Source organism: Xanthobacter albus (genome assembly GCF_043194895.2).
Lineage (GTDB): Bacteria > Pseudomonadota > Alphaproteobacteria > Rhizobiales > Xanthobacteraceae > Xanthobacter.
The window spans coordinates 931,624-949,473 of record NZ_CM195532.1 but is presented as its reverse complement, the minus strand read 5'-3'; the positions used below and the strand labels follow the sequence as shown (position 1 = coordinate 949,473).

Genomic DNA, 17,850 nt, shown 5'->3' with positions numbered 1-17,850 from the left:
CTGCCATGCCTGATCTTCTGCTCGAACTCTTCTCCGAGGAAATCCCCGCCCGCATGCAGGCCCAGGCGGCGGACACCCTGCGCAAGCTCGTCACCGACGCACTGGTGGACCGGGGCCTTCTCTATGAGGGCGCGAAGGCCTTCGTGACGCCCCGCCGCCTCGCCCTCGCCGTGCACGGCCTGCCCGGCAGGCAGGCCGACCAGCGCGAGGAGAAGAAGGGCCCCCGCGTGGGCGCGCCCGAGGCCGCGCTCGCCGGCTTCCTCAAGAGCGCGGGGCTTTCCTCCATCGATGAGGCCAAGGTCCAGTCCGACCCCAAGAAGGGCGATTTCTACGTCGCCGTGGTGGAGAAGAAGGGCCGGCCCACGCCCGAGGTGATCGCCGAGATCGTCCCGGACATCATCCGCAATTTCCCCTGGCCGAAATCCATGCGCTGGGGCACCGGCACGCTGCGCTGGGTGCGGCCGCTCCACTCCATCCTGTGCACCTTCGGCGCCGAGGGTGACGAACCGGAGGTGGTGACCTTCGAGGTGGAGGGCATCGTGTCCTCCAACACCACCCGCGGCCACCGCTTCATGGCGCCCGCGCCCTTCACCGTGAAGCGGCTCGACGACTGGATGGCGAAGCTGGAAGCCGCGAAGGTGGTGGCCGACCGCGACCGTCGCAAGGCCATCATCCTCAACGACGCCAAGGACCTCGCGCTCGCCGCCGGGCTGGAGCTGGTGGAGGATGAGGGCCTGCTGGAGGAAGTCTGCGGCCTCGTGGAATGGCCGGTGGTGCTCATGGGATCGTTCGAGGAGCGCTTCCTCGACATTCCCGACGAGGTGATCCGCGCCACCATCCGCGCCAACCAGAAGTGCTTCGTGCTGAAGGACCCCAGGACCGGCCGGCTGGCGAACCGCTTCATCCTGATCTCCAACCTCGTGGCCACCGACGGCGGCGAGGCCATCGTCGCCGGCAACGGGCGGGTCATCCGCGCCCGCCTGTCGGACGCCAAGTTCTTCTGGGACACGGACCGGGCCAACGGCCTCGAAAGCCGCATGCCCAAGTTCCAGCACATCACCTTCCACGAGAAGCTGGGCACCCAGGCCGCGCGCATCGAACGCATCGCCCGCTTGGCGAAGGAGATCGCGCCGCAGGTGGGGGCGGACCCCGCCCTGGCGGAAGAGGCGGCGCTGATCGCGAAGGCGGATCTGCTGACCGAGGTGGTGGGCGAATTCCCCGAGCTGCAGGGCCTCATGGGCCGCTATTACGCCGAGGGCGAGGGGCTGGCCCCGGAGGTCGCCGCCGCCTGCGAGGAGCATTACAAGCCCCAGGGGCCGAACGACCGCGTGCCCACCGCGCCGGTTTCGATGGCGGTGGCGCTGGCCGACAAGATCGACACCCTGGTCGGCTTCTGGGCCATCGACGAGAAGCCCACGGGCTCGAAGGACCCCTATGCCCTGCGCCGGGCGGCGCTGGGGGTCATCCGCATCATCCTGGAGAATGGGCCGCGGGTGCGCCTCGGCGCGCTCATCGCTGCGGCGGCCGGGGGCGGGCTGCCCGCCGGCAGCGGCGAATGGCAGCGCGACCTCCTCTCCTTCTTCGCCGACCGGCTGAAGGTGCACCTGCGCGAGCATGGGGCGCGGTTCGATCTGGTGGACGCGGTGTTCGCCCTTCCGGGCCAGGACGACCTTTATCTCCTGGTGCTGCGCATGAAGGCGCTGGCCCGCTTCCTGGAGAGCGAGGACGGCAAGACCCTGCTCGCCGGCTATCGCCGCGCGGTGAACATCCTGCGCATAGAGGAGAAGAAGGACGGCCGCGCCTATACCGGCCCCACCAGCGCCGCCCTGCTGAAGGAGGAGGCGGAGGAGAAGCTCGCCGCCGCCATGGACGACGTGAAGGAGCGCGTGGCCGCCGCCCTGGCGGCCGAGAACTTCGAGGCCGCCATGACGGCGCTCGCCGACCTGCGCGCCCCGGTGGACGCCTTCTTCGAGGCGGTGACGGTGAATGCGGAAAACCCCGCGCTCCGCGAGAACCGCCTCAAGCTCCTGGACGAGATCCGCGCCGCCACCCGCGCCATCGCCGATTTCGACCGCATCGAGGGTTGATCCGCCCCCTTTTCCGCACCTGCGACGGCCGCCCTTCGGGCGGCCGTTTGCGTTTGGAGCGGGGCTGGGACGAGGGCCGCGGGAGCGCCGGCAGATGCTGAAAGAGCCGGTAACACTTCCGCAAGCATCATTTACTTTCCGGACAGGTTTCCTTCAACCTCCCTTAACACAAGTAAATGATATTTAATTCCAATACTTTAGCGAAATATTCAGCAGCCACCCTCATCTTTGGTCGGGTATAGGCCAGAGTACAGGTGGCGTAACGATGACCGATGCGTATCGGCCGAGAGTGAAGTACGTGATCGGTCCGGATGGTGGTCCCCTCACCATCGCGGACCTGCCGCCGCCGGACACGCGCCGTTGGGTGATCCGGCGCAAGGCGGAAGTGGTGGCGGCGGTGCGGGGTGGCCTCCTGTCCCTGGAGGAAGCCTGCCGGCGCTACACGCTCACGGTGGACGAGTTCCTGTCCTGGCAGGCGTCCATCGACCGGCATGGCCTGCCGGGGCTGCGCACCACGCGCATCCAGCATTACCGGCAATAGGGCAGGTCCAGCACATGCGCTGGATTTGCAGAGCGGCGAAGAGCCGGGGCGCATCCGATGAACCCAGGTTCACCGGATGCGCCCAGGGCCGCCGGCCGGGACCGGCGCCCGCCTCACATGAGGCGGGACGCCATCGACACATGAAAGCCGCCTCCGCCCGTTCGTCCGGCTCTCACCGGCGGACGGGCTTTTTTTCGGGCGGACGAGCGGCCATGGCGCCCTCCGCGCTTCACCGGAGCGCCGCGCTCATGCGCCCTGGAGCGTCTTCGCGCGACGGGAAATCCGGTTCGCGTGAAGAAAACGCATCAAATCCGGCCCTTATGACGTTTGCGCCCACGCCCTGAAACAGGGCGACGCCCCTGGTGTCACACGAGCGCGGCGGCGATGAAATCGCACAGGCGCGCCCCGGCGGCCTCCGGCGTGCCGGTGTTCTCGATCACGAGGTCGGGCGCCACCGCCAGCTCCGGCTGGCGCGACAGGCGCGCGCGGATGTCGGCCGCGTCCTCGCGGCCGCGGGCGGCGAGGCGCGCCGCCAATACCTCCGGCGGCGCCGTCACCAGCACCACGGCGAGCCGGGCGAAGCGGCGCCGCGCCTCCTCCAGGGTCGCGCGGGAGCCGTTCGCCACCACCGCCCCGCCGGCGCGGATCCGTTCGCCCACCTCCGGCCCCAGCGCATAGGAAAGCCCGTGCGCCCGCCACCACAGGGGAAAGCGCCCGGCCGCGCGGGCGGCCTCGAATTCGCTCTCCTCCAGGGTGCCGTGCGCCTCGCCCGCCCCCGCAGGGCGGGTGACGAGCCGGCGCGCGAATAGCACCCGCTCCTCTCCCGCGAAACGGGTGCGGGCGATGTCGAGCAGCGTGTCCTTCCCGGCGCCCGAGGGGCCCACCACCAGGATGAGCGCGCCCGGCCCCAGGGCAGGCGGGGGCGCGACGCCCGGAAGGGTCGAAGGATCGAAGCTCATGCCACCCGCCGCCCCTCGCGATAGACGCTGCGCACCACCGGAATATCACCGAGCGGGGCGACCCGCACCAGATCGGCGCGGCGGCCGGCAGTGATCTCCCCACGATCGTCGAGCCCCGCGGCCTCGGCCGGGATCTTGGTGACCTTCTGCACCGCCTCCGGCAGGGAGATGGCCGGCACCCGCCGCGCGAGATCGAACGCCGACCACAGGAGCGAGCCGGGCACGTAATCGGAGGAGAGGATGTCGAGCAGCCCCGCCCGCGCCAGCACCTCGGCCGAGGCGTTGCCGGTGTGGGAGCCGCCGCGCACCAGGTTCGGCGCCCCCATGAGCACGCGGATGCCCGCCTCCCGCGACAGCCGCGCGGCCGCCTCCGAGGTGGGGAATTCGGCGATGGCGACGCCGTCATCGATGGCCTCGGCCACGTGCTCGGGGGTGGTGTCGTCGTGGCTCGCGGTCACGCAGCCATGCTCGCGCGCGAGGGCGACGAGGCCGGCGCGGTTCTTCTGCGCGTAGCGCGCGTGATATTCGAGGCGGGTGGCCACGATCACGTCCATCTCCTCGGCGGTGGCCCCGCTCTTCTTCATGTAATAGGCGCGGAACTGATCGACGCTCGCGAACTGGCGCTGGCCGGGCGTGTGGTCCATGAGGGAGACGAGGTGGACGCGCGCCCGGTCCATGATGGCGGCGGCGTCCTCCACCACCGTGTCGGTGGCCACCTCGCAGCGCAGGTGGATGCGGTGGTCGGCCCGGAGCGCGCCGGCCTTGCCGGCGGCGTCGAGGGCGGCGATGAGGGCCGGTGCGTCGCCGTCCATGCCCACGGCCCGCTTGTCCGGCCACACCCGCAGGGAATCGAACACCGTGGTGATGCCCGATGCGGCGATCTGCGCATCGTGCGCGAGCACGGCGGCCAGCGGGTTCCACTTCACCTTGGGCCGGGGGGCGAGGTGGCCTTCCACATGGTCGGTGTGCAGCTCCACGAGGCCGGGCAGCAGATAGTCTCCGCCGAGATCCTCAGCGCCGGCCGGCACCGCGCCGGTACCGATCTCCGCGATGCGGCCGTCCACCACGCGCAGATGGCCTTCGCGCACCTCCCCGGCGAGCACGAGGCGGGCGTTGGCGAGCACCAGTTCGGTCATGTCCCTGTTCCCTTCAAGCATTTTCGAGCGAGGTGGAAACCGGCCCGCGTGCGGAAAATGCGTGGTCTCGATAAACCGGAGCGACCGGCGCGCGGCGGGGACCGCCGATGGAGGGCGCGTCGGCGGCGCGCTCAGGCGGAGAAGCGGGTGACGTCCACCACCCGGTCGGCCACCGCCGCGCGGGTGTCGGCGTCGTGGAAGATGCCGAGCAGGGCGCAGCCGGCGGCCTTCTTCTCGGCGATGAGATCCACCACCACCGCGCGGTTGGCGGCGTCGAGGGAGGCGGTGGGCTCGTCCAGCAGCAGCAGCGGCTGGGCGCCGATGAAGCCGCGCGCCACGTTCACCCGCTGCTGCTCGCCACCGGAGAAGGTGGCCGGTGGCAGCCGCCACAGGCGCTCCGGCAGGTTGAGGCGGGCGAGCAGCCGCCCGGCGCGGGCGCGCGCCTCCTCCCGCTCCACCCCCTCGTCCAGCAGCGGCTCGGCCACCACGTCGAGGGCGGGGACGCGCGGAATGACCCGCAGGAACTGGCTGACATAGCCGATGCGCTCGCGCCGCAGGCGGATGAGACGGCGGGCATCGGCGCGCGCCACGTCCACCATGGCGCCCGCGTCGTCCACCAGGATGCGGCCGGCATCGGTGCGGTAGTTGCCGTAGACCATCTTCAGGATGGAGCTCTTGCCGGTGCCCGAAGGCCCGCCCAGGGCCACGCACTCCCCCGCGAACACCTCGAACGCGGCGCCGGAAACCACCGGCAGCTCCACCCCGCCCTGGAGATGCAGCGTGAAGCGCTTGGCGATGGCCTCCACCGCCAGCAGCGGGCGCGGCGAGGCAGAGCGGGGCGTGGAAGCGGACGCAGGTGCGGTCATGGCGTGAGCACCGATGAGACGAGGAGCTGGGTATAGGGCTCGCGCGGGTCGTCGAGCACCTGGTCGGTCAGGCCCTCCTCGATCACGTGGCCGGCCTTCATCACCATGATGCGGTGGGAGAGCAGCCGCGCCACCGCGAGGTCGTGGGTGACGATCACCACCGCGAGGCCGAACTCGGCCACCAGCTGGCGGATGAGGTCGAGCAGGCGTGCCTGCACGGAGACGTCGAGGCCCCCGGTGGGCTCGTCCATGAACACGAGGCGCGGGCGGGTGACGAGGTTCCGCGCGATCTGCAGGCGCTGGCGCATGCCGCCGGAGAAGGTGCGCGGGTCATCGTCGATGCGATCGGGCGGGATTTCCACCCGGCCCAGCCAGTCGAGGGCCTCGTCGCGGATGCGGCCGTAATGGCGCTGGCCCACCGCCATCAGCCGCTCGCCCACGTTGCCGCCGGCGGAAACCGCCATGCGCAGCCCCTGCTCCGCGTGCTGGCGCACGAAACCCCAGTCGGTGCGCAGCAGCAGGCGCCGCTCGCCCTCGGAAAGGGCAGCGAGATCGCGCGTCACGCCGTCGCGCATGCGGTAGAGCACGCGGCCGGCGCTGGGGGCGAGCTCGGTGGAGAGCAGGCCCAGCAGGGTGGACTTGCCGGAACCGGATTCGCCCACGATGGCGAGCACCTCGCCAGGATGAAGGGTGAGGTTCACGTCGCCGCAGCCGAGCCGCGCGCCATAGCGGCGGGTGAGGCCCTCGGCAATCAGCAGCGGGGTGTCGGCCGGAGAGAGGGGCGCGTTCACGGGCGGCCTCCCGATGCGGGGGCGGAGGGCGCGGCGTCCGCCGGCGCGGCGGAGGGCGCGGCCGGGGCATAGGGCGCGCTCATGGAGCCCACATGGCCCTCGGCCTGCCGGGTGGCGCAATGGTCGGTGTCCGAGCACACGAACATGCGCCCGCCGGCATCGTCCAGGATCACCTCGTCGAGATAGACCTCCTCCGCCCCGCACAGGGCGCACGGCTGCGCGAAGCGCTGCACCGCGAAGGGATGGTCCTCGAAGTCCAGCGGCACCACGCTGGTGTAAGGCGGCACCGCATAGATGCGCTTCTCGCGCCCGGCGCCGAACACTTGCAGGGCCGGGCTCATGTGCATCTTCGGATTGTCGAACTTGGGGATGGGCGAGGGGTCCATCACGTAGCGGCCGTTCACCGTCACCGGATAGGCATAGGTGGTGGCGATGTGGCCGTGGCGGGCGATGTCCTCATAGAGTTTCACGTGAATCAAGCCGTAGTCGGCGAGCCCGTGCAGGCGGCGCGTCTCGGTCTCGCGCGGCTCCAGGAAGCGCAGCGGGTCGGGGATCGGCACCTGGTAGACCAGCACCTGCCCGGCCTTCAGCGGCGCCTCGGGAATGCGGTGGCGGGTCTGGATGACGGTGGCGTCCTGCGTGCGGGTGGTGGTGGCCACCCCCGCCGTGGTCTCGAAGAAGGAGCGGATGGCCACCGCGTTGGTGGTGTCGTCCGAGCCCTGGTCGATCACCTTCAGCACGTCGTCGGCGCCCAGGATGGCGGCCGTCACCTGCACGCCGCCGGTGCCCCAGCCGTAGGGCATGGGCATCTCGCGGCCGGCGAACGGCACCTGGTAGCCGGGGATGGCGATGGCCTTGAGGATCGCGCGGCGGATCATCCTCTTCGTCTGCTCGTCGAGATAGGCGAAGTTGTAGGAGATGGCCGGCATGGCCGCCGGGGCATCGGCGGCTTGAGGAGTCGGCGGCTTGAGGCTTGGAGCCGGGGCGTTCATTCGGCGGCCTCCTTCCGGGCTTCCGCGCCGGGCGCCTGCTCGGCGCGCATGCGGCGCACCAGCTCCAGCTCGGCCTGGAAATCCACGTAGTGGGGTAGCTTGAGGTGCTCCACGAAGCCCGTGGCCTGCACGTTGTCGCAGTGGGAGAGCACGAATTCCTCGTCCTGCGCCGGGGCGGTCTGCTCCTCGCCCAGCTCGGCATGGCGCAGGGTGCGGTCCACCAGCGCCATGGACATGGCCTTGCGCTCGCTCTGGCCGAACACCAGCCCGTAGCCGCGCGTGAACTGGGGCGGCACGCTGGCCGAGCCCTTGAACTGGTTCACACTCTGGCATTCGGTGAGGGCGATGTCGCCCAGCGGCACCGCGAAGCCCAGCTCCTCCGCGAACAGGCTCACCTCCACCGTGCCGAAGCGGATCTCGCCCACGAACGGATGGGTGCGGGCGTAGCCGCGCTGGCTGGAATAGCCGAGCGCCAGCAGGAAGCCCTCGTCGCCCCGCGCCAGCGCCTGCAGCCGCAGCGGCCGGCCGGCCGGAAACGAGAGCGGGGCGCGGGTGAGGTCCGGCGGGGCCGCGCCATCGTCGGCGGGCGAAGGCTCGATGAGCCCCTCGCCGCCCAGCAGATCGGTGACGCGGGGCATGGCGGCGGGCGCGGGCACGGCCGCATCCTCGCCCGCATCTCCCTCGGGCGCCGCGCCGGCCGTGAGGTCGGCGGCGGGGGCCTCCGCCTCCGGCGCCGCGGCAGGCCCGGCGGACGCCTCTTCCCGGCCGGCCCAGGTGGCGAGGCTCGGGTCCAGGAGGCGATGGGTGTAGTCGAAGGTGGGCCCCAGCACCTGCCCGCCGGGCAGGTCCTTGTAGGTGGCGGAGATGCGCCGGGCGATGCGCATGGCGCCGGTGTCCACCGGCAGGCTCGCGCCGAAGCGCGGCAGGGTGGTGCGGAACGCCCGCGCCAGGAAGATGGCCTCGATCAGGTCGCCCCGCGCCTGCTTGATGGCGAGGGCGGCCAGCTCGCGGTCGTAGAGCGAGCCTTCCGCCATCACCCGGTCCACCGCGAGGCCGAGCTGCTCGGCGATCTGGTCGAGCCCGATCTCCGGCACGCCCGGATCGCCCCGCCGCCGCCGCGCGAGCAGCGCGTGCGCGTTGCGGATGGCGTCTTCCCCGCCCTTCACGGCAACATACATGGGCTCTCCCTCCCGTTCTGCGGCGCCGCTCAGGCGCCCACGGATGCCCTCACGGTGCGCGGCAGGGCCGCCACCGCGCCGGGCGCGCACAGGATGAAATCGACGCCGAGCGGGAAGCCCGCCCCATTGGCGGCGAGCCGCCCGGCGAAATCGGCCGGCAGCGGCGCGGCGCCGAACGCGCGCTCACCCGCGATGCCCGGCCCCTGAAGCAGCAGCGGCCCGGCCTCGAACCGCTCCACCGCCATCACCAGGGTCGCGGAACGGTCCGGATTGTCCGCCTCGCCTTGCGCGAAGGCAGGGAGCGGCGGCAGCTCCGCTCCGGCGGCGAGGAAGACGAAGCGCGCCTCCGCCCGTGCCCTCGCCAGCGGCGCCCCCGTGTGGAAGCGCAGGAAATCCTCCACCTCCGGCCGCGCGAGCGCGCCTTCCAGGAACACCGGCGTCTCGTAATCGAGCAGCGCCAGGGCCACCGCCGCCAGCTCCGGCGAGAGGGGGGCGGGCGGGGCGATGTCGCTCGCGAGCGACACCGCAAGGCCCGGCTCGGCCATGGCCCGCATGAGGGCCGCGAAGGTCCGCTGGGCGTCGTGCACCGGATCGGCGAAGCCGGCCGCGAGGCCGGAGGCGAAGGCCGGCATCAGTCCTCTCCCCGCGTCATGGTGAAGAAGTTGACCTTGGTGGCCTCGGCCTCGGCGGCGGCGGTGGCGGCCTCGGCGGCGAGGCGCCGGCATACCGGGCGCACGGCATCGTCCACCGCGATGCGCAGCGCCGGGTCCTGCCACAGGGCGTCGAGCACGGCGGCGGCGCGGGCGCGCTCCGGCGCGCGGCCGAGCAGGTAGGAGACGCCGGTGGCGCCGCCTTCCACCTGCACCGCGGCGCGGGTCACGGTGGCCTCGCCCAGGTTGAAGGGGCCGCCGTCGCCGCCGGCGCGGCCCTGCACCATCACCAGCCCCACCTCGGCCGGACGCAGGTCGCGCAGCTTCGGCAGCGGCTTGAAGCGCTCGATGGCGGCGCGCAGCTCGTCGAGGGTGGCGCGGGCCAGCAGCGCCATCAGCGCCTGCCGGGCGGCGATCTCCCCGGACACGGCGGCAGGAGAAGGAACGGCGGGCGCGGCCGGCGAAGGCGCGCTGGCGTGGTCCAGTGTCATGGCGTTCCCGAAGACTGGTGGATCGCACGGCCGCGAACCGCGCGGCGGCTTCATGGACGCTTCACTAGACTCAATTTGTCTATTCGTCTATACAAATGTGCAAGACACCGAACAATCGGGGGGAACAGCGCGTGCCGGGATCGCCGAAGAGTGTGGAGGCCGAGGGTCACAGCCAGATGACGGAGGAGCCGCCGGCCGGGGCCGCCGTGCCGCGCGGCACGGGCGTCACCCTCTGGCGGCAGATCGCCGAGCGCCTGGAGGCCGACATCGCCGCCGGCCGCTGGCAGCCGGGCGAGCGCCTGCCGGTGGAGGCGGAGCTGGCGACGGCCTTCGGCGTCAACCGCCACACCCTGCGCCGGGCGCTCGCCGCGCTGGCGGAAGCCGGGCTCATCGAGGCCACCGCCGGGCGCGGCACCTTCGTGAAGGCACCGCCGCTGCGCTATCCCATCGGCCCGCGCACCCGCTTCTCGGAGATCGTGAGCGCCGAGGGGCGCTGGCCGTTCGGCCGCTTCCTGGGCGCGCGCGTCGAGCCGGCGGACGCCGAGGCGGCGCGCGAGCTGGCCGTGCCCGCGGGCACGCCAGTGCTGCGCATCGAGAGCATCCATGAGGCGGACGGGGTGCCCATCTCCTATGGCACCGCATGGTTCGTGGCCGCGCGCTGCCCGGACCTCGACCTCGTCTATGCCGCCACCGGCTCGCTCACGCGCGCGCTCGCGACCCTGGGCATCGAGGACTTCCGCCGCCGCGAGACCCGCATCACCGCCCGCCCCGCCAACGGGCGCGAAATGGAGCTGCTCTCCATCGCCGCCGGGCGCTCGGTGATCGTGCTGGAGCGGGTGGACGTGGAGCCCAACGGGCGACCCCTGCAATGGGGCCGCTCCTCCTTCGCGGCCGACCGCGTGCAGCTCGTGTTCAAGCCCTGATCCCCGGAGGAGGCCCATGGCCCGTATCGAGACCGTCGAGGAGCTGCGCCGGCTCTATGGCGAGCCCGGCGGCCGCGCCCGCGACAAGGTGCTGGCGCGGCTCGATCCCCACTGCCGCCGCTTCATCGGCCTCAGCCCGTTCGTGCTGATCGCCACCTGCGACGCGGCGGGCGCGGCAGACGTGTCCCCGCGCGGCGACGCGCCGGGCTTCGTGGCGGCGGAGGAGACGCGCCTGCTGATCCCCGACCGGCCGGGCAACAACCGGCTCGACAGCCTCTGCAACATCCTCTCCAACGGGCGCGTGGGCCTGCTGTTCCTCATTCCCGGCGTGAACGAGACCCTGCGCGTGAACGGCCGCGCCGCCATCCGCGACGATGCGGAGCTGCGCGCGCGCTTCGCCGTGGCCGGGCGCGCGCCCCGCACGGTGATCGCGGTGGAGGTGGAGGAGGCATTCCTGCACTGCGCGAAGGCCTTCATGCGCTCCAGCCTCTGGAGCGCCGAGGCCCGGGTGCCGCGCGCGGCCCTGCCCGCCATGGGCGAGATGCTGCGCGACCAGATCGGCAACGCCGGCCCCGCCGAGAGCCAGGAGGACATGGAGCGCCGCTACCGCGCCGCGCTCTACTGATGCCGTCGGCGTCGGGCTTCGACCAGCGCCGAATACGTCACGCCCACAGGCCGCACGGGCCGGCGCCGAAGGCCCATGAGGCAGGCCCGCCGGCGTGAAGCGCGCGGGTCACCCGCGGCGACGGTCGCCCGGCGGACCCGCGACGCGACGCCTCAGGTGGTGATGCGGGCCTTGCCGATGATGGCGAAGCGCAGGCGCGAGGAGATGAAGTCGATCACCCCCACCATCACCAGCATCATCAGCACCAGGAACGACACCTTCTGCCACTCCAGCACCCGGATCTGCTCCGCGAGGTGCAGACCGAGGCCGCCGGCACCGACGATGCCGACGATGGTGGACTGGCGGGAGTTGGATTCGAAATAGTAGAGTAGCTGGCTCGCCAGCACCGGCAGCACCTGGGGCAGCATGCCGAAGCGCACCCCTTCGAGCGCCGAGCCGCCGGTGGAGACCACGCCCTCCACGGGCTTGCGGTCGAGCGCCTCCACCGCTTCCGAGAACAGCTTGCCCAGCTCGCCGAAGCTGGCGGTGGCGATGGCGAGGATGCCCGCGAACGGGCCGAGGCCCACCACCGTCACATAGATCAGCGCCCAGATGAGGCGGTCCACGCCGCGCACGGTATCGAGTAGGCGGCGCACCGCGAAATGGGCGAAGATGTTCGGAATGACGTTCTTCGCCGCCAGGAAGCCGAACGGCGCCGCCAGCAATGCCCCGCCAAGGGTGCCGAGGAAGGCGATGGCCAGCGTCTCGCCCAGGGCATGGATGTAGAGCGGAAGCTGGGTGCCCGGATCGGGCGGGAACATCATGACCACGAAATGGGCGAGCTGCCCCATGCCGGAGCCGAGCCGCTCCAGGCTGAAGCCGAGCCGCCAGAAGGCATAGGCGGCCACCAGCACCGCCAGCACCGCGACCAGCGCGGCCCGCATCCGCCCGGCCGGCGAAGGACGCATGGCGGCGGGAAAGGCGGCGGCGAGGCGCGCGTGGTCGGCCGCGCCCAGGGTGAAGCGGGCGCGGTTCATCGGCGGTCCTCCAGCCCGATCAGGCGGTGGCGAAGCTGCTCGGTCAGGAGGTCGATGACCATCACCGTGGCGATGATGAGCAGCAGGATGGCCGAGACATCGGAATAATAGAACTTGCGGATGGCCTCGATGAGATCCTGGCCGATGCCGCCGGCGCCCACGAAGCCCATGATGGACGCCTCACGCACGTTGATCTCGAACCTTAGCAGGCCGTAGGAGGCGAAATTGGAGGCCACCTGCGGCACCACGGCGAAGCGCACGCTCTGCATCCAGGAGGCGCCGGAGGCGGTGGCCCCTTCCACCGGCTTCATGTCGATATTCTCGACCACCTCCGCGAACAGCTTGCCCAGCGACCCCATGGTGTGGATGGCGAGCGCCAGCACCCCCGGCAGCGGGCCGAGCCCGAACGCCACCACGAACAGCAGCGCGAACACCAGCTCCGGCACCGTGCGGCAGAATTCCAGGAAGCGCCGCGCCGTGACCCGGATGAAGGGGTTCGCCACCAGGTTGGCGCTGGCGAGGAAGCACAGCACGAACGCCCCGATGCCGCCGAGCAGCGTGCCGAGATAGGCGATCAGGATCGTATCCACCAGCAGCTTCAGCCAGTGGTCGAGGTTCCAGTACCATTCGGCGAGGTCGGCGGGGAGCGTGTTCCAGTGGAGGGTCGGCAGGATGCTCCAGAAATAGTTGGGCAGCCGGTCGATGTGGGCGATGAACACCAGCGGCCGCACCTCGCCCATCCAGCCGGACAGGACGATGCACACCGCCACCACCGCCGCGACCATGAGCGAATGGCGCCGCCGCGCGCGCACCGCCAGGTCGTAGCGGGCGAGCATGGGCGCGAGCTGGTCGTCGGGCAGGATGGGAACGGCGTGGGGCAAGGGCGCCTCTCCAGGGCGTTTTCAAGCGTGGCGGCTGCCGGTGCGCTCGAAGAAAACGCGGTCATGCGGGAACTTATGCCACGGGCCCGCGATCCGGCGCGGGCGCGGACAACGCGACGGCCCCGGCGCCGAGGCGCGGGGCCGTCCTTTCATCATTGCCCGCCGGTGCGGGCCTCAGTTCTTCTGCTTGCGCAGGTTGTCCACGAAGGTGATGAGCTCCACCACCGGCGCGTAGGCCTCGTTGTCCACGGGCTGCCACATCTGCTGCTTGCCTTCGTAGATCTTGTCGAAGGCGCCCTTGTCGTTCTTCTCGATGTTGAAGAACGCGTCGCGGATCTTCGCCTTCAGCTCCGGCGGCAGGGTGGAGAGGTAGGCGTAGGGCGAGTTCACGATGAGGTCGGAGGTGTAGATGATGCGGTAGTCGTCATACTTGGCCATGCCCTTGCGCTCCATGCGCTTGAGGGCGGATTCTTGCTCGTCGTTCCACCAGTTGAAGGCGGCGTCGCAGGTGCCCTGCTGCACGGCCAGCACGGCGTTCTCGTGGGAGCCGGCATAGACCACCTTGCCGAAGAACTCGTCGGGCTTCAGGCCCATCTTGTTCAGGGCGTAGCGCGGCACGTTGTTGCCGGAGGTGGAATTGGGATCGACGAGGCAGAGGTTCTTGCCCTTCAGGTCCTCGATGGACTTGTAGGGGCTGTCCTTCTTCACGTAGAGCACCGAGTGGTAGCCCTTGGTGCCGTCGGCATTCACCTCGATGGCGAACGCCTCCACCGGCACGCCGGTCTTGAGCGCGCGCGCGAAGGAGGCGGGGCCGTAAGAGGCGATCTGGATGTTGCCGGCGCGCTGGCCCTCGATCACCGCCGCATAGTCGTTGGCGATGCGCAGGGTCACCGGAACGCCCAGCTCCTTGGTGAGATAGGCCATCAGCGGCGCATAGCGCTCGGTGACGCCGGTGGCGTTCTCCGCCGGGATGATGGCGAAGGTGAGCTCGGGATACTTGGCCTTGTAGTCCTGCGCGGCGGCGGCGCCGGCCGAGAAGGCGAGCGCGGCGGCAGCCGCGATCAGGGTACGACGGTTCAGCATGGTTCGGCTCCGTTCGGAGGATGGACGCAAAGGATAGCGGGCGTGGAAACGCGTGATCCGCCACGCTCCTCCGGGCCGCAGGCCCGGCGGAGGGCGGACATCCGGCCGTGTGTCGAGACGGGCGCCGCGGCCGGACGAAGCCCGTCTGGAGCGTGGCGCCTCGGGCCCACGCGAAAGGCAGGAACGGCGCTCAGGCGAGCGCGGTATCAGGCACCTGGAGTGGCGCGGTCGCGGGGACAGCGGCGGGCACCGCATCCATCACCTCGCCGGCCTCCAGGCCGTAGAGGTCGCGCGCCACGCCGTCGGTGAGCGCCTCGGGCGCGCCGTCGAACACCACGCGGCCCTGCGCCATGCCCACCAGGCGGTCGCAATAGGTGCGCGCGAGATCGAGGGAATGCAGGTTGCACAGCACCGTGATGCCGAAGTGCTTGTTGATGCGCAGCAGCGCATCCATCACGATCTTGGTGTTGCGCGGGTCGAGGGAGGCGATGGGCTCGTCGGCGAGGATGAGCCCCGGCTCCTGGGCCAGGGCGCGGGCGATGGCCACGCGCTGCTGCTGGCCGCCGGAAAGGCTGTCCGCCCGCTGGGCGGCGAGGCCGGCGATATCGAACTGCTCGAGGGCGGAAAGGGCCACCGCCCGGTCCTCGCGGCTCCACATCTTGGTGAGCGCCCGCCAGGTGGGCACGCCGGCGAGACGGCCCATGAGCACGTTGGTGAGCACGTCGAGCCGGCCCACCAGGTTGAACTGCTGGAAGATCATCGCCGCCTGGGCGCGCCACTGGCGCAGGTCCGGGCCCTTGAGGGCGGTCACGTCCCGTCCGTCGAACAGGATGCGGCCGCTGGAGGGGTCCTGCAGGCGGTTGACCATGCGCAGGAGCGTGGACTTGCCCGCGCCGGAACGCCCGATCACCCCCACGAACGCCCCATGGGCGATCTGAAGGTTCACATCGGACACGGCCGCCTTGTCGCCGAAACGGCGACCGAGGCCCTCGATCACAAGCATCGGGTCACTCCGTTGCGTCCCGGAGGCCCTAATCCGCGTGCGCAACACTCTTGTGACAGATGGAAAAGAATACATGTGCATGCAGAAGTGCGCGATCTCGCAGCGCAACAACAGCGCAAAAGCTGCGAAGTCAAAGGCTCGCGCGCAGGTCGGCTTCGCGGCGCGGAGGACAGCATCCGCGATGCAGCACCGAATCCCGCTTCAAGTGGATTCAGGATTTGGTAACGTCCATTCCGCCATCGATCCCGCGGGGTAACCCGATGATATCGGAACTCGTCACCGTGCTTGAGACCTGCGCCGCCTTTGGCGTCATCGGCGCCATCCTGCTGGGCATGATCTGAACGCGCCCCGCGGGCGCCCTGCCGCGGCGTCCCGCGCGCGGGCGGAGAGAAGAAAGGCGTATCGATGATCGCGGCGGGGGGCTTCCCCGCCGCCCGCGCGCTCAGCGCACCGGCAAAACGCGCCGTCCCGCGCGCGCCGCCTCGTCATAGACGCGGGTGTCCCCCGGCTTCATGGAATAGCAGGTGTCAGCGATCACCGGGCGGCCGGCGGCGAGCAGCTCAGAGACGGTCACGAGGCGGTAGCCCTTGGCGCGCAGCGCCGGCACCAGCCGGCCGAGCGCCTCCGCGGTATGCTTGCCGCGCCCGTTGGCGTGCATGAGCACGATGGAGCCGGGCCTGATCTGCCGCAGCATGTCGTCCGCCATCACCTTCGCGCCCAGCAGCGCCGGATCGCCCGAATCCACGTCCCACTGGATGGCGAGATGGCCGGTGTCGTTCACATAGGCGAGGGATTCGGCGCTGCACGAGCCGTAGGGAAAGCGGAACAGCGCCGGGCGCGCCGGCACCGCCGAGATGCCGCAGCCCTTGGCCTGGGCATCGGAGCGGCGCAGGGCGAAGGCGACGTCGGCGTCGTCCACCTGCCGCTGCATCTCCTCGCCGGCGCGCACCGTGAGGTTGGCGTGCGACCAGGTGTGGTTGCCCATCTCGAAGGCGGGGTCGGCGATGAGCTGGGCGCCACGCTCGGGGTGGCTCATCAGCCACTTCCCCCCGCCGAAGAAGGTGGCCGGCACATCCTGCGCCCGCAGGAAATCGACGATGGCGCCGTCATAGCCGGAGCGCTCGGCGGAGGCCTCGCACAGGTCGAAGGTGAGAGCCACGAGCTTCACGCCCGCCGGCAGCTCCACCCGGCGGATGGAGCCGCGCAGGGCGGCTGGAACCGGCGTGGCGGGCGTGAGCGCCAGGGCCGGCAGGCTGACCGGCTCGCCGCGCGGATGCGGCTCCACCCGCTCCTCCCCCGGCCGCGCCGCCAGGGCGTCGGCCGGATAGCAGGCCGGCCCGGCCGCCCGCGCGCCCCCGGACCCGCCCGCGACGGCGGCGGCGAGGAGGCAGGCGAAAGCGGCGCGGTGGCGGAGAGGATGGGGCACGGGCATGTCTCGAACAACGGGCGGCGGGCGTGTCGCCCTCGGGCGGAGTGAACGCCGCCGGCATGGCGAAAAGGTGCCCGCGCCACGGCGGCGCGGCTGCGGGCTCCGGCGGGTCATCTAGATCCGCCGCCCCCGCCCCGGCAAGCGCGCTGTCGCCCGTTTCCGCACCCCATCGCCCCACCCGGCATCGGGGCACCTTTGGTCGCATGGAATGCCGCTGCGGCACGCCGCTCCGGTCGGCTACACTGCGCGCGCCGGCGCGCGCCGGCCCCCTGGCGTATCGAGGAGGTCGCGTTGCCGAAGGATATTCCCGCCCGTTCCCCCATGCGCTTCGCCGTGGTGACGGGGGCGTCGAGCGGCATCGGCCTCGCCCTGGCGCTGCGGCTGGCGCGGGAGGGATACGACCTGGTGCTGGTGGGCCGCGACGCCCAAAGGCTGGAGGAGGCGGCGGGCATGGTCGCCGATCTCGGCCGGCGGGTGGCGGTGCGCCAGGTGGACCTCGCCGACGCCTACGCGCTCGAGGATCTCGCCGCCGACCTCGCCGCCCAGGTGCCGGACGTGCTCGTCAACAATGCCGGCTTCGGCGCCTACGGCCCCCTCTCGGATGCGGACCCCGGCCTCGCCCTCGCCATGATCGACACCAACGTCGCCGCCCTCACCCGCCTCACGGCGGCGGTGCTGCCGGGCATGCGCGCGCGCGGCGCGGGGCGCATCCTGAACGTCGCCTCCACCGGCGCGTTCGCGCCCCTGCCCAACGCCGCTGTCTACGGCGCCACCAAGGCCTATGTGCTCTCCTTCTCCGAGGCGGTGGCCGAGGAGCTGGCGGGCAGCCCGGTGACGGTGACGGCCCTGTGCCCCGGCGCCACCGCCACGCGCTTCTTCGCCCGCGCGGGCTGGACGCGCACGCGCCTCTCCGGCGGCATCATGGCGACTCCCGATGCGGTGGCCGACTGCGGCTACCGGGCCATGGCGGCGGGCCGGCGGGTGGCGGTCGCCGGGTTCGCGAACCGGCTGCTGGTGCTCGGCGCCCGCCTCGCGCCGCGATGGCTGGTGACCGCCGCCGCGGGCCGGGTGCTCGCCGCGCGCAAGGCGTGAGGCGGCCCGCGAGGCGCATCCATCAGCGGCGGCGCCGGCAGCCATGACGAAATTCCATTTGTCCGGCGCGGCGGGCGGGAGTAACGGCGAAAAGGGCTTTCTCTTGC

General features: G+C 71.4%; 18 protein-coding genes. 5 read left to right on the top strand and 13 right to left on the bottom strand.

Annotated features, from left to right (window positions below):
- Positions 1-5: 5 nt before the first annotated feature.
- On the top strand, positions 6-2,087 hold the full coding sequence (glyS, locus tag V5F75_RS04215) for a glycine--tRNA ligase subunit beta (RefSeq protein WP_394033239.1): 2,082 nt from the start codon (positions 6-8) through the stop codon (positions 2,085-2,087).
- A gap of 265 nt (positions 2,088-2,352) precedes the next feature.
- Positions 2,353-2,628, top strand: coding sequence for a CtrA inhibitor SciP (sciP, locus tag V5F75_RS04210; RefSeq protein WP_138397733.1), 276 nt, complete (start codon positions 2,353-2,355; stop codon positions 2,626-2,628).
- 365 nt (positions 2,629-2,993) lie between these two features.
- Here sciP and phnN read toward each other — a convergent pair whose 3' ends face one another.
- The 8 genes from phnN to phnG all read right to left on the bottom strand — a co-directional run bounded on the left by phnN (position 2,994) and on the right by phnG (position 9,691).
- Complete coding sequence (gene phnN / locus V5F75_RS04205; protein ID WP_394033238.1) at positions 2,994-3,587, bottom strand: phosphonate metabolism protein/1,5-bisphosphokinase (PRPP-forming) PhnN; 594 nt, start codon at positions 3,585-3,587, stop codon at positions 2,994-2,996.
- Positions 3,584-4,723 carry an alpha-D-ribose 1-methylphosphonate 5-triphosphate diphosphatase gene (locus V5F75_RS04200; protein WP_394033237.1) on the bottom strand — a complete coding sequence of 380 codons (1,140 nt, stop codon included), beginning with the start codon at positions 4,721-4,723 and terminating at the stop codon, positions 3,584-3,586. The genes phnN and V5F75_RS04200 overlap by 4 nt, the downstream gene beginning before the upstream one ends.
- A 131-nt stretch (positions 4,724-4,854) precedes the next feature.
- A complete protein-coding gene (gene phnL / locus V5F75_RS04195; RefSeq protein ID WP_394033236.1) occupies positions 4,855-5,589 on the bottom strand; it encodes a phosphonate C-P lyase system protein PhnL in 735 nt (244 codons plus the stop codon).
- Positions 5,586-6,380 (bottom strand): phosphonate C-P lyase system protein PhnK, encoded by a 795-nt coding sequence (gene phnK, locus V5F75_RS04190; protein ID WP_394033235.1) that lies wholly within the window; start codon positions 6,378-6,380, stop codon positions 5,586-5,588. The genes phnL and phnK overlap by 4 nt, the downstream gene beginning before the upstream one ends.
- A complete protein-coding gene (locus V5F75_RS04185) occupies positions 6,377-7,309 on the bottom strand; it encodes an alpha-D-ribose 1-methylphosphonate 5-phosphate C-P-lyase PhnJ (RefSeq protein WP_394033636.1) in 933 nt (310 codons plus the stop codon). Before V5F75_RS04185 ends, phnK begins: the two co-directional genes overlap by 4 nt.
- Before the next feature lie 59 nt (positions 7,310-7,368).
- The gene (locus V5F75_RS04180) at positions 7,369-8,550 is read right to left on the bottom strand and encodes a carbon-phosphorus lyase complex subunit (protein WP_394033234.1); all 1,182 of its coding nucleotides are present in this window, start codon (positions 8,548-8,550) and stop codon (positions 7,369-7,371) included.
- Between the two features lie 29 nt (positions 8,551-8,579).
- Positions 8,580-9,182, bottom strand: a complete 603-nt coding sequence (gene phnH / locus V5F75_RS04175) for a phosphonate C-P lyase system protein PhnH (RefSeq protein WP_394033233.1) — start codon at positions 9,180-9,182, stop codon at positions 8,580-8,582.
- Entirely contained in the window at positions 9,182-9,691 is a 510-nt protein-coding gene (phnG, locus tag V5F75_RS04170; protein WP_394033232.1) for a phosphonate C-P lyase system protein PhnG, read from the bottom strand. Before phnG ends, phnH begins: the two co-directional genes overlap by 1 nt.
- Before the next feature lie 131 nt (positions 9,692-9,822).
- On the opposite strand from phnG, the gene phnF reads away from it, so the two are divergent.
- Positions 9,823-10,614, top strand: a complete 792-nt coding sequence (gene phnF / locus V5F75_RS04165; RefSeq protein ID WP_445329406.1) for a phosphonate metabolism transcriptional regulator PhnF — start codon at positions 9,823-9,825, stop codon at positions 10,612-10,614.
- A 16-nt stretch (positions 10,615-10,630) separates the two neighbouring features.
- On the top strand, positions 10,631-11,239 hold the full coding sequence (locus V5F75_RS04160; RefSeq protein ID WP_394033231.1) for a pyridoxamine 5'-phosphate oxidase family protein: 609 nt from the start codon (positions 10,631-10,633) through the stop codon (positions 11,237-11,239).
- 152 nt (positions 11,240-11,391) lie between these two features.
- Here the strand turns inward: V5F75_RS04160 and phnE (V5F75_RS04155) are convergent, their stop codons facing one another.
- From phnE (V5F75_RS04155) to V5F75_RS04135, 5 genes are all read right to left on the bottom strand, one after another.
- Positions 11,392-12,255 carry a phosphonate ABC transporter, permease protein PhnE gene (gene phnE / locus V5F75_RS04155; protein ID WP_394033230.1) on the bottom strand — a complete coding sequence of 288 codons (864 nt, stop codon included), beginning with the start codon at positions 12,253-12,255 and terminating at the stop codon, positions 11,392-11,394.
- Positions 12,252-13,136 (bottom strand): phosphonate ABC transporter, permease protein PhnE, encoded by an 885-nt coding sequence (gene phnE / locus V5F75_RS04150; protein WP_394033229.1) that lies wholly within the window; start codon positions 13,134-13,136, stop codon positions 12,252-12,254. The genes phnE (V5F75_RS04155) and phnE (V5F75_RS04150) overlap by 4 nt, the downstream gene beginning before the upstream one ends.
- A 174-nt stretch (positions 13,137-13,310) precedes the next feature.
- Positions 13,311-14,219: a phosphonate ABC transporter substrate-binding protein gene (gene phnD, locus V5F75_RS04145; RefSeq protein WP_394033228.1), complete on the bottom strand. Its 909-nt coding sequence runs from the start codon at positions 14,217-14,219 to the stop codon at positions 13,311-13,313.
- Between the two features lie 190 nt (positions 14,220-14,409).
- The gene (gene phnC / locus V5F75_RS04140) at positions 14,410-15,222 is read right to left on the bottom strand and encodes a phosphonate ABC transporter ATP-binding protein (RefSeq protein ID WP_394033227.1); all 813 of its coding nucleotides are present in this window, start codon (positions 15,220-15,222) and stop codon (positions 14,410-14,412) included.
- Positions 15,223-15,664: 442 nt separating this feature from the next.
- Complete coding sequence (locus V5F75_RS04135) at positions 15,665-16,648, bottom strand: polysaccharide deacetylase family protein (protein ID WP_394033226.1); 984 nt, start codon at positions 16,646-16,648, stop codon at positions 15,665-15,667.
- A 294-nt stretch (positions 16,649-16,942) separates the two neighbouring features.
- Here V5F75_RS04135 and V5F75_RS04130 point away from each other — a divergent pair, with 294 nt between their 5' ends.
- Positions 16,943-17,743 carry an SDR family NAD(P)-dependent oxidoreductase gene (locus tag V5F75_RS04130; protein WP_394033225.1) on the top strand — a complete coding sequence of 267 codons (801 nt, stop codon included), beginning with the start codon at positions 16,943-16,945 and terminating at the stop codon, positions 17,741-17,743.
- The last annotated feature ends 107 nt before the right edge of the window (positions 17,744-17,850 follow it).

What these genes read in the sequence shown, in the direction of transcription:
- glyS (WP_394033239.1), top strand. Translation starts at nt 6, where the DNA reads ATGCCTGATCTTCTGCTCGAACTCTTCTCCGAGGAAATCCCCGCCCGC.
- sciP (WP_138397733.1), top strand. Translation starts at nt 2,353, where the DNA reads ATGACCGATGCGTATCGGCCGAGAGTGAAGTACGTGATCGGTCCGGAT.
- phnN (WP_394033238.1), bottom strand. Translation starts at nt 3,587, where the DNA reads ATGAGCTTCGATCCTTCGACCCTTCCGGGCGTCGCGCCCCCGCCTGCC.
- V5F75_RS04200 (WP_394033237.1), bottom strand. Translation starts at nt 4,723, where the DNA reads ATGACCGAACTGGTGCTCGCCAACGCCCGCCTCGTGCTCGCCGGGGAG.
- phnL (WP_394033236.1), bottom strand. Translation starts at nt 5,589, where the DNA reads ATGACCGCACCTGCGTCCGCTTCCACGCCCCGCTCTGCCTCGCCGCGC.
- V5F75_RS04185 (WP_394033636.1), bottom strand. Translation starts at nt 7,309, where the DNA reads ATGCCGGCCATCTCCTACAACTTCGCCTATCTCGACGAGCAGACGAAG.
- V5F75_RS04180 (WP_394033234.1), bottom strand. Translation starts at nt 8,550, where the DNA reads ATGTATGTTGCCGTGAAGGGCGGGGAAGACGCCATCCGCAACGCGCAC.
- phnH (WP_394033233.1), bottom strand. Translation starts at nt 9,182, where the DNA reads ATGCCGGCCTTCGCCTCCGGCCTCGCGGCCGGCTTCGCCGATCCGGTG.
- phnG (WP_394033232.1), bottom strand. Translation starts at nt 9,691, where the DNA reads ATGACACTGGACCACGCCAGCGCGCCTTCGCCGGCCGCGCCCGCCGTT.
- V5F75_RS04160 (WP_394033231.1), top strand. Translation starts at nt 10,631, where the DNA reads ATGGCCCGTATCGAGACCGTCGAGGAGCTGCGCCGGCTCTATGGCGAG.
- phnE (WP_394033230.1), bottom strand. Translation starts at nt 12,255, where the DNA reads ATGAACCGCGCCCGCTTCACCCTGGGCGCGGCCGACCACGCGCGCCTC.
- phnD (WP_394033228.1), bottom strand. Translation starts at nt 14,219, where the DNA reads ATGCTGAACCGTCGTACCCTGATCGCGGCTGCCGCCGCGCTCGCCTTC.
- phnC (WP_394033227.1), bottom strand. Translation starts at nt 15,222, where the DNA reads ATGCTTGTGATCGAGGGCCTCGGTCGCCGTTTCGGCGACAAGGCGGCC.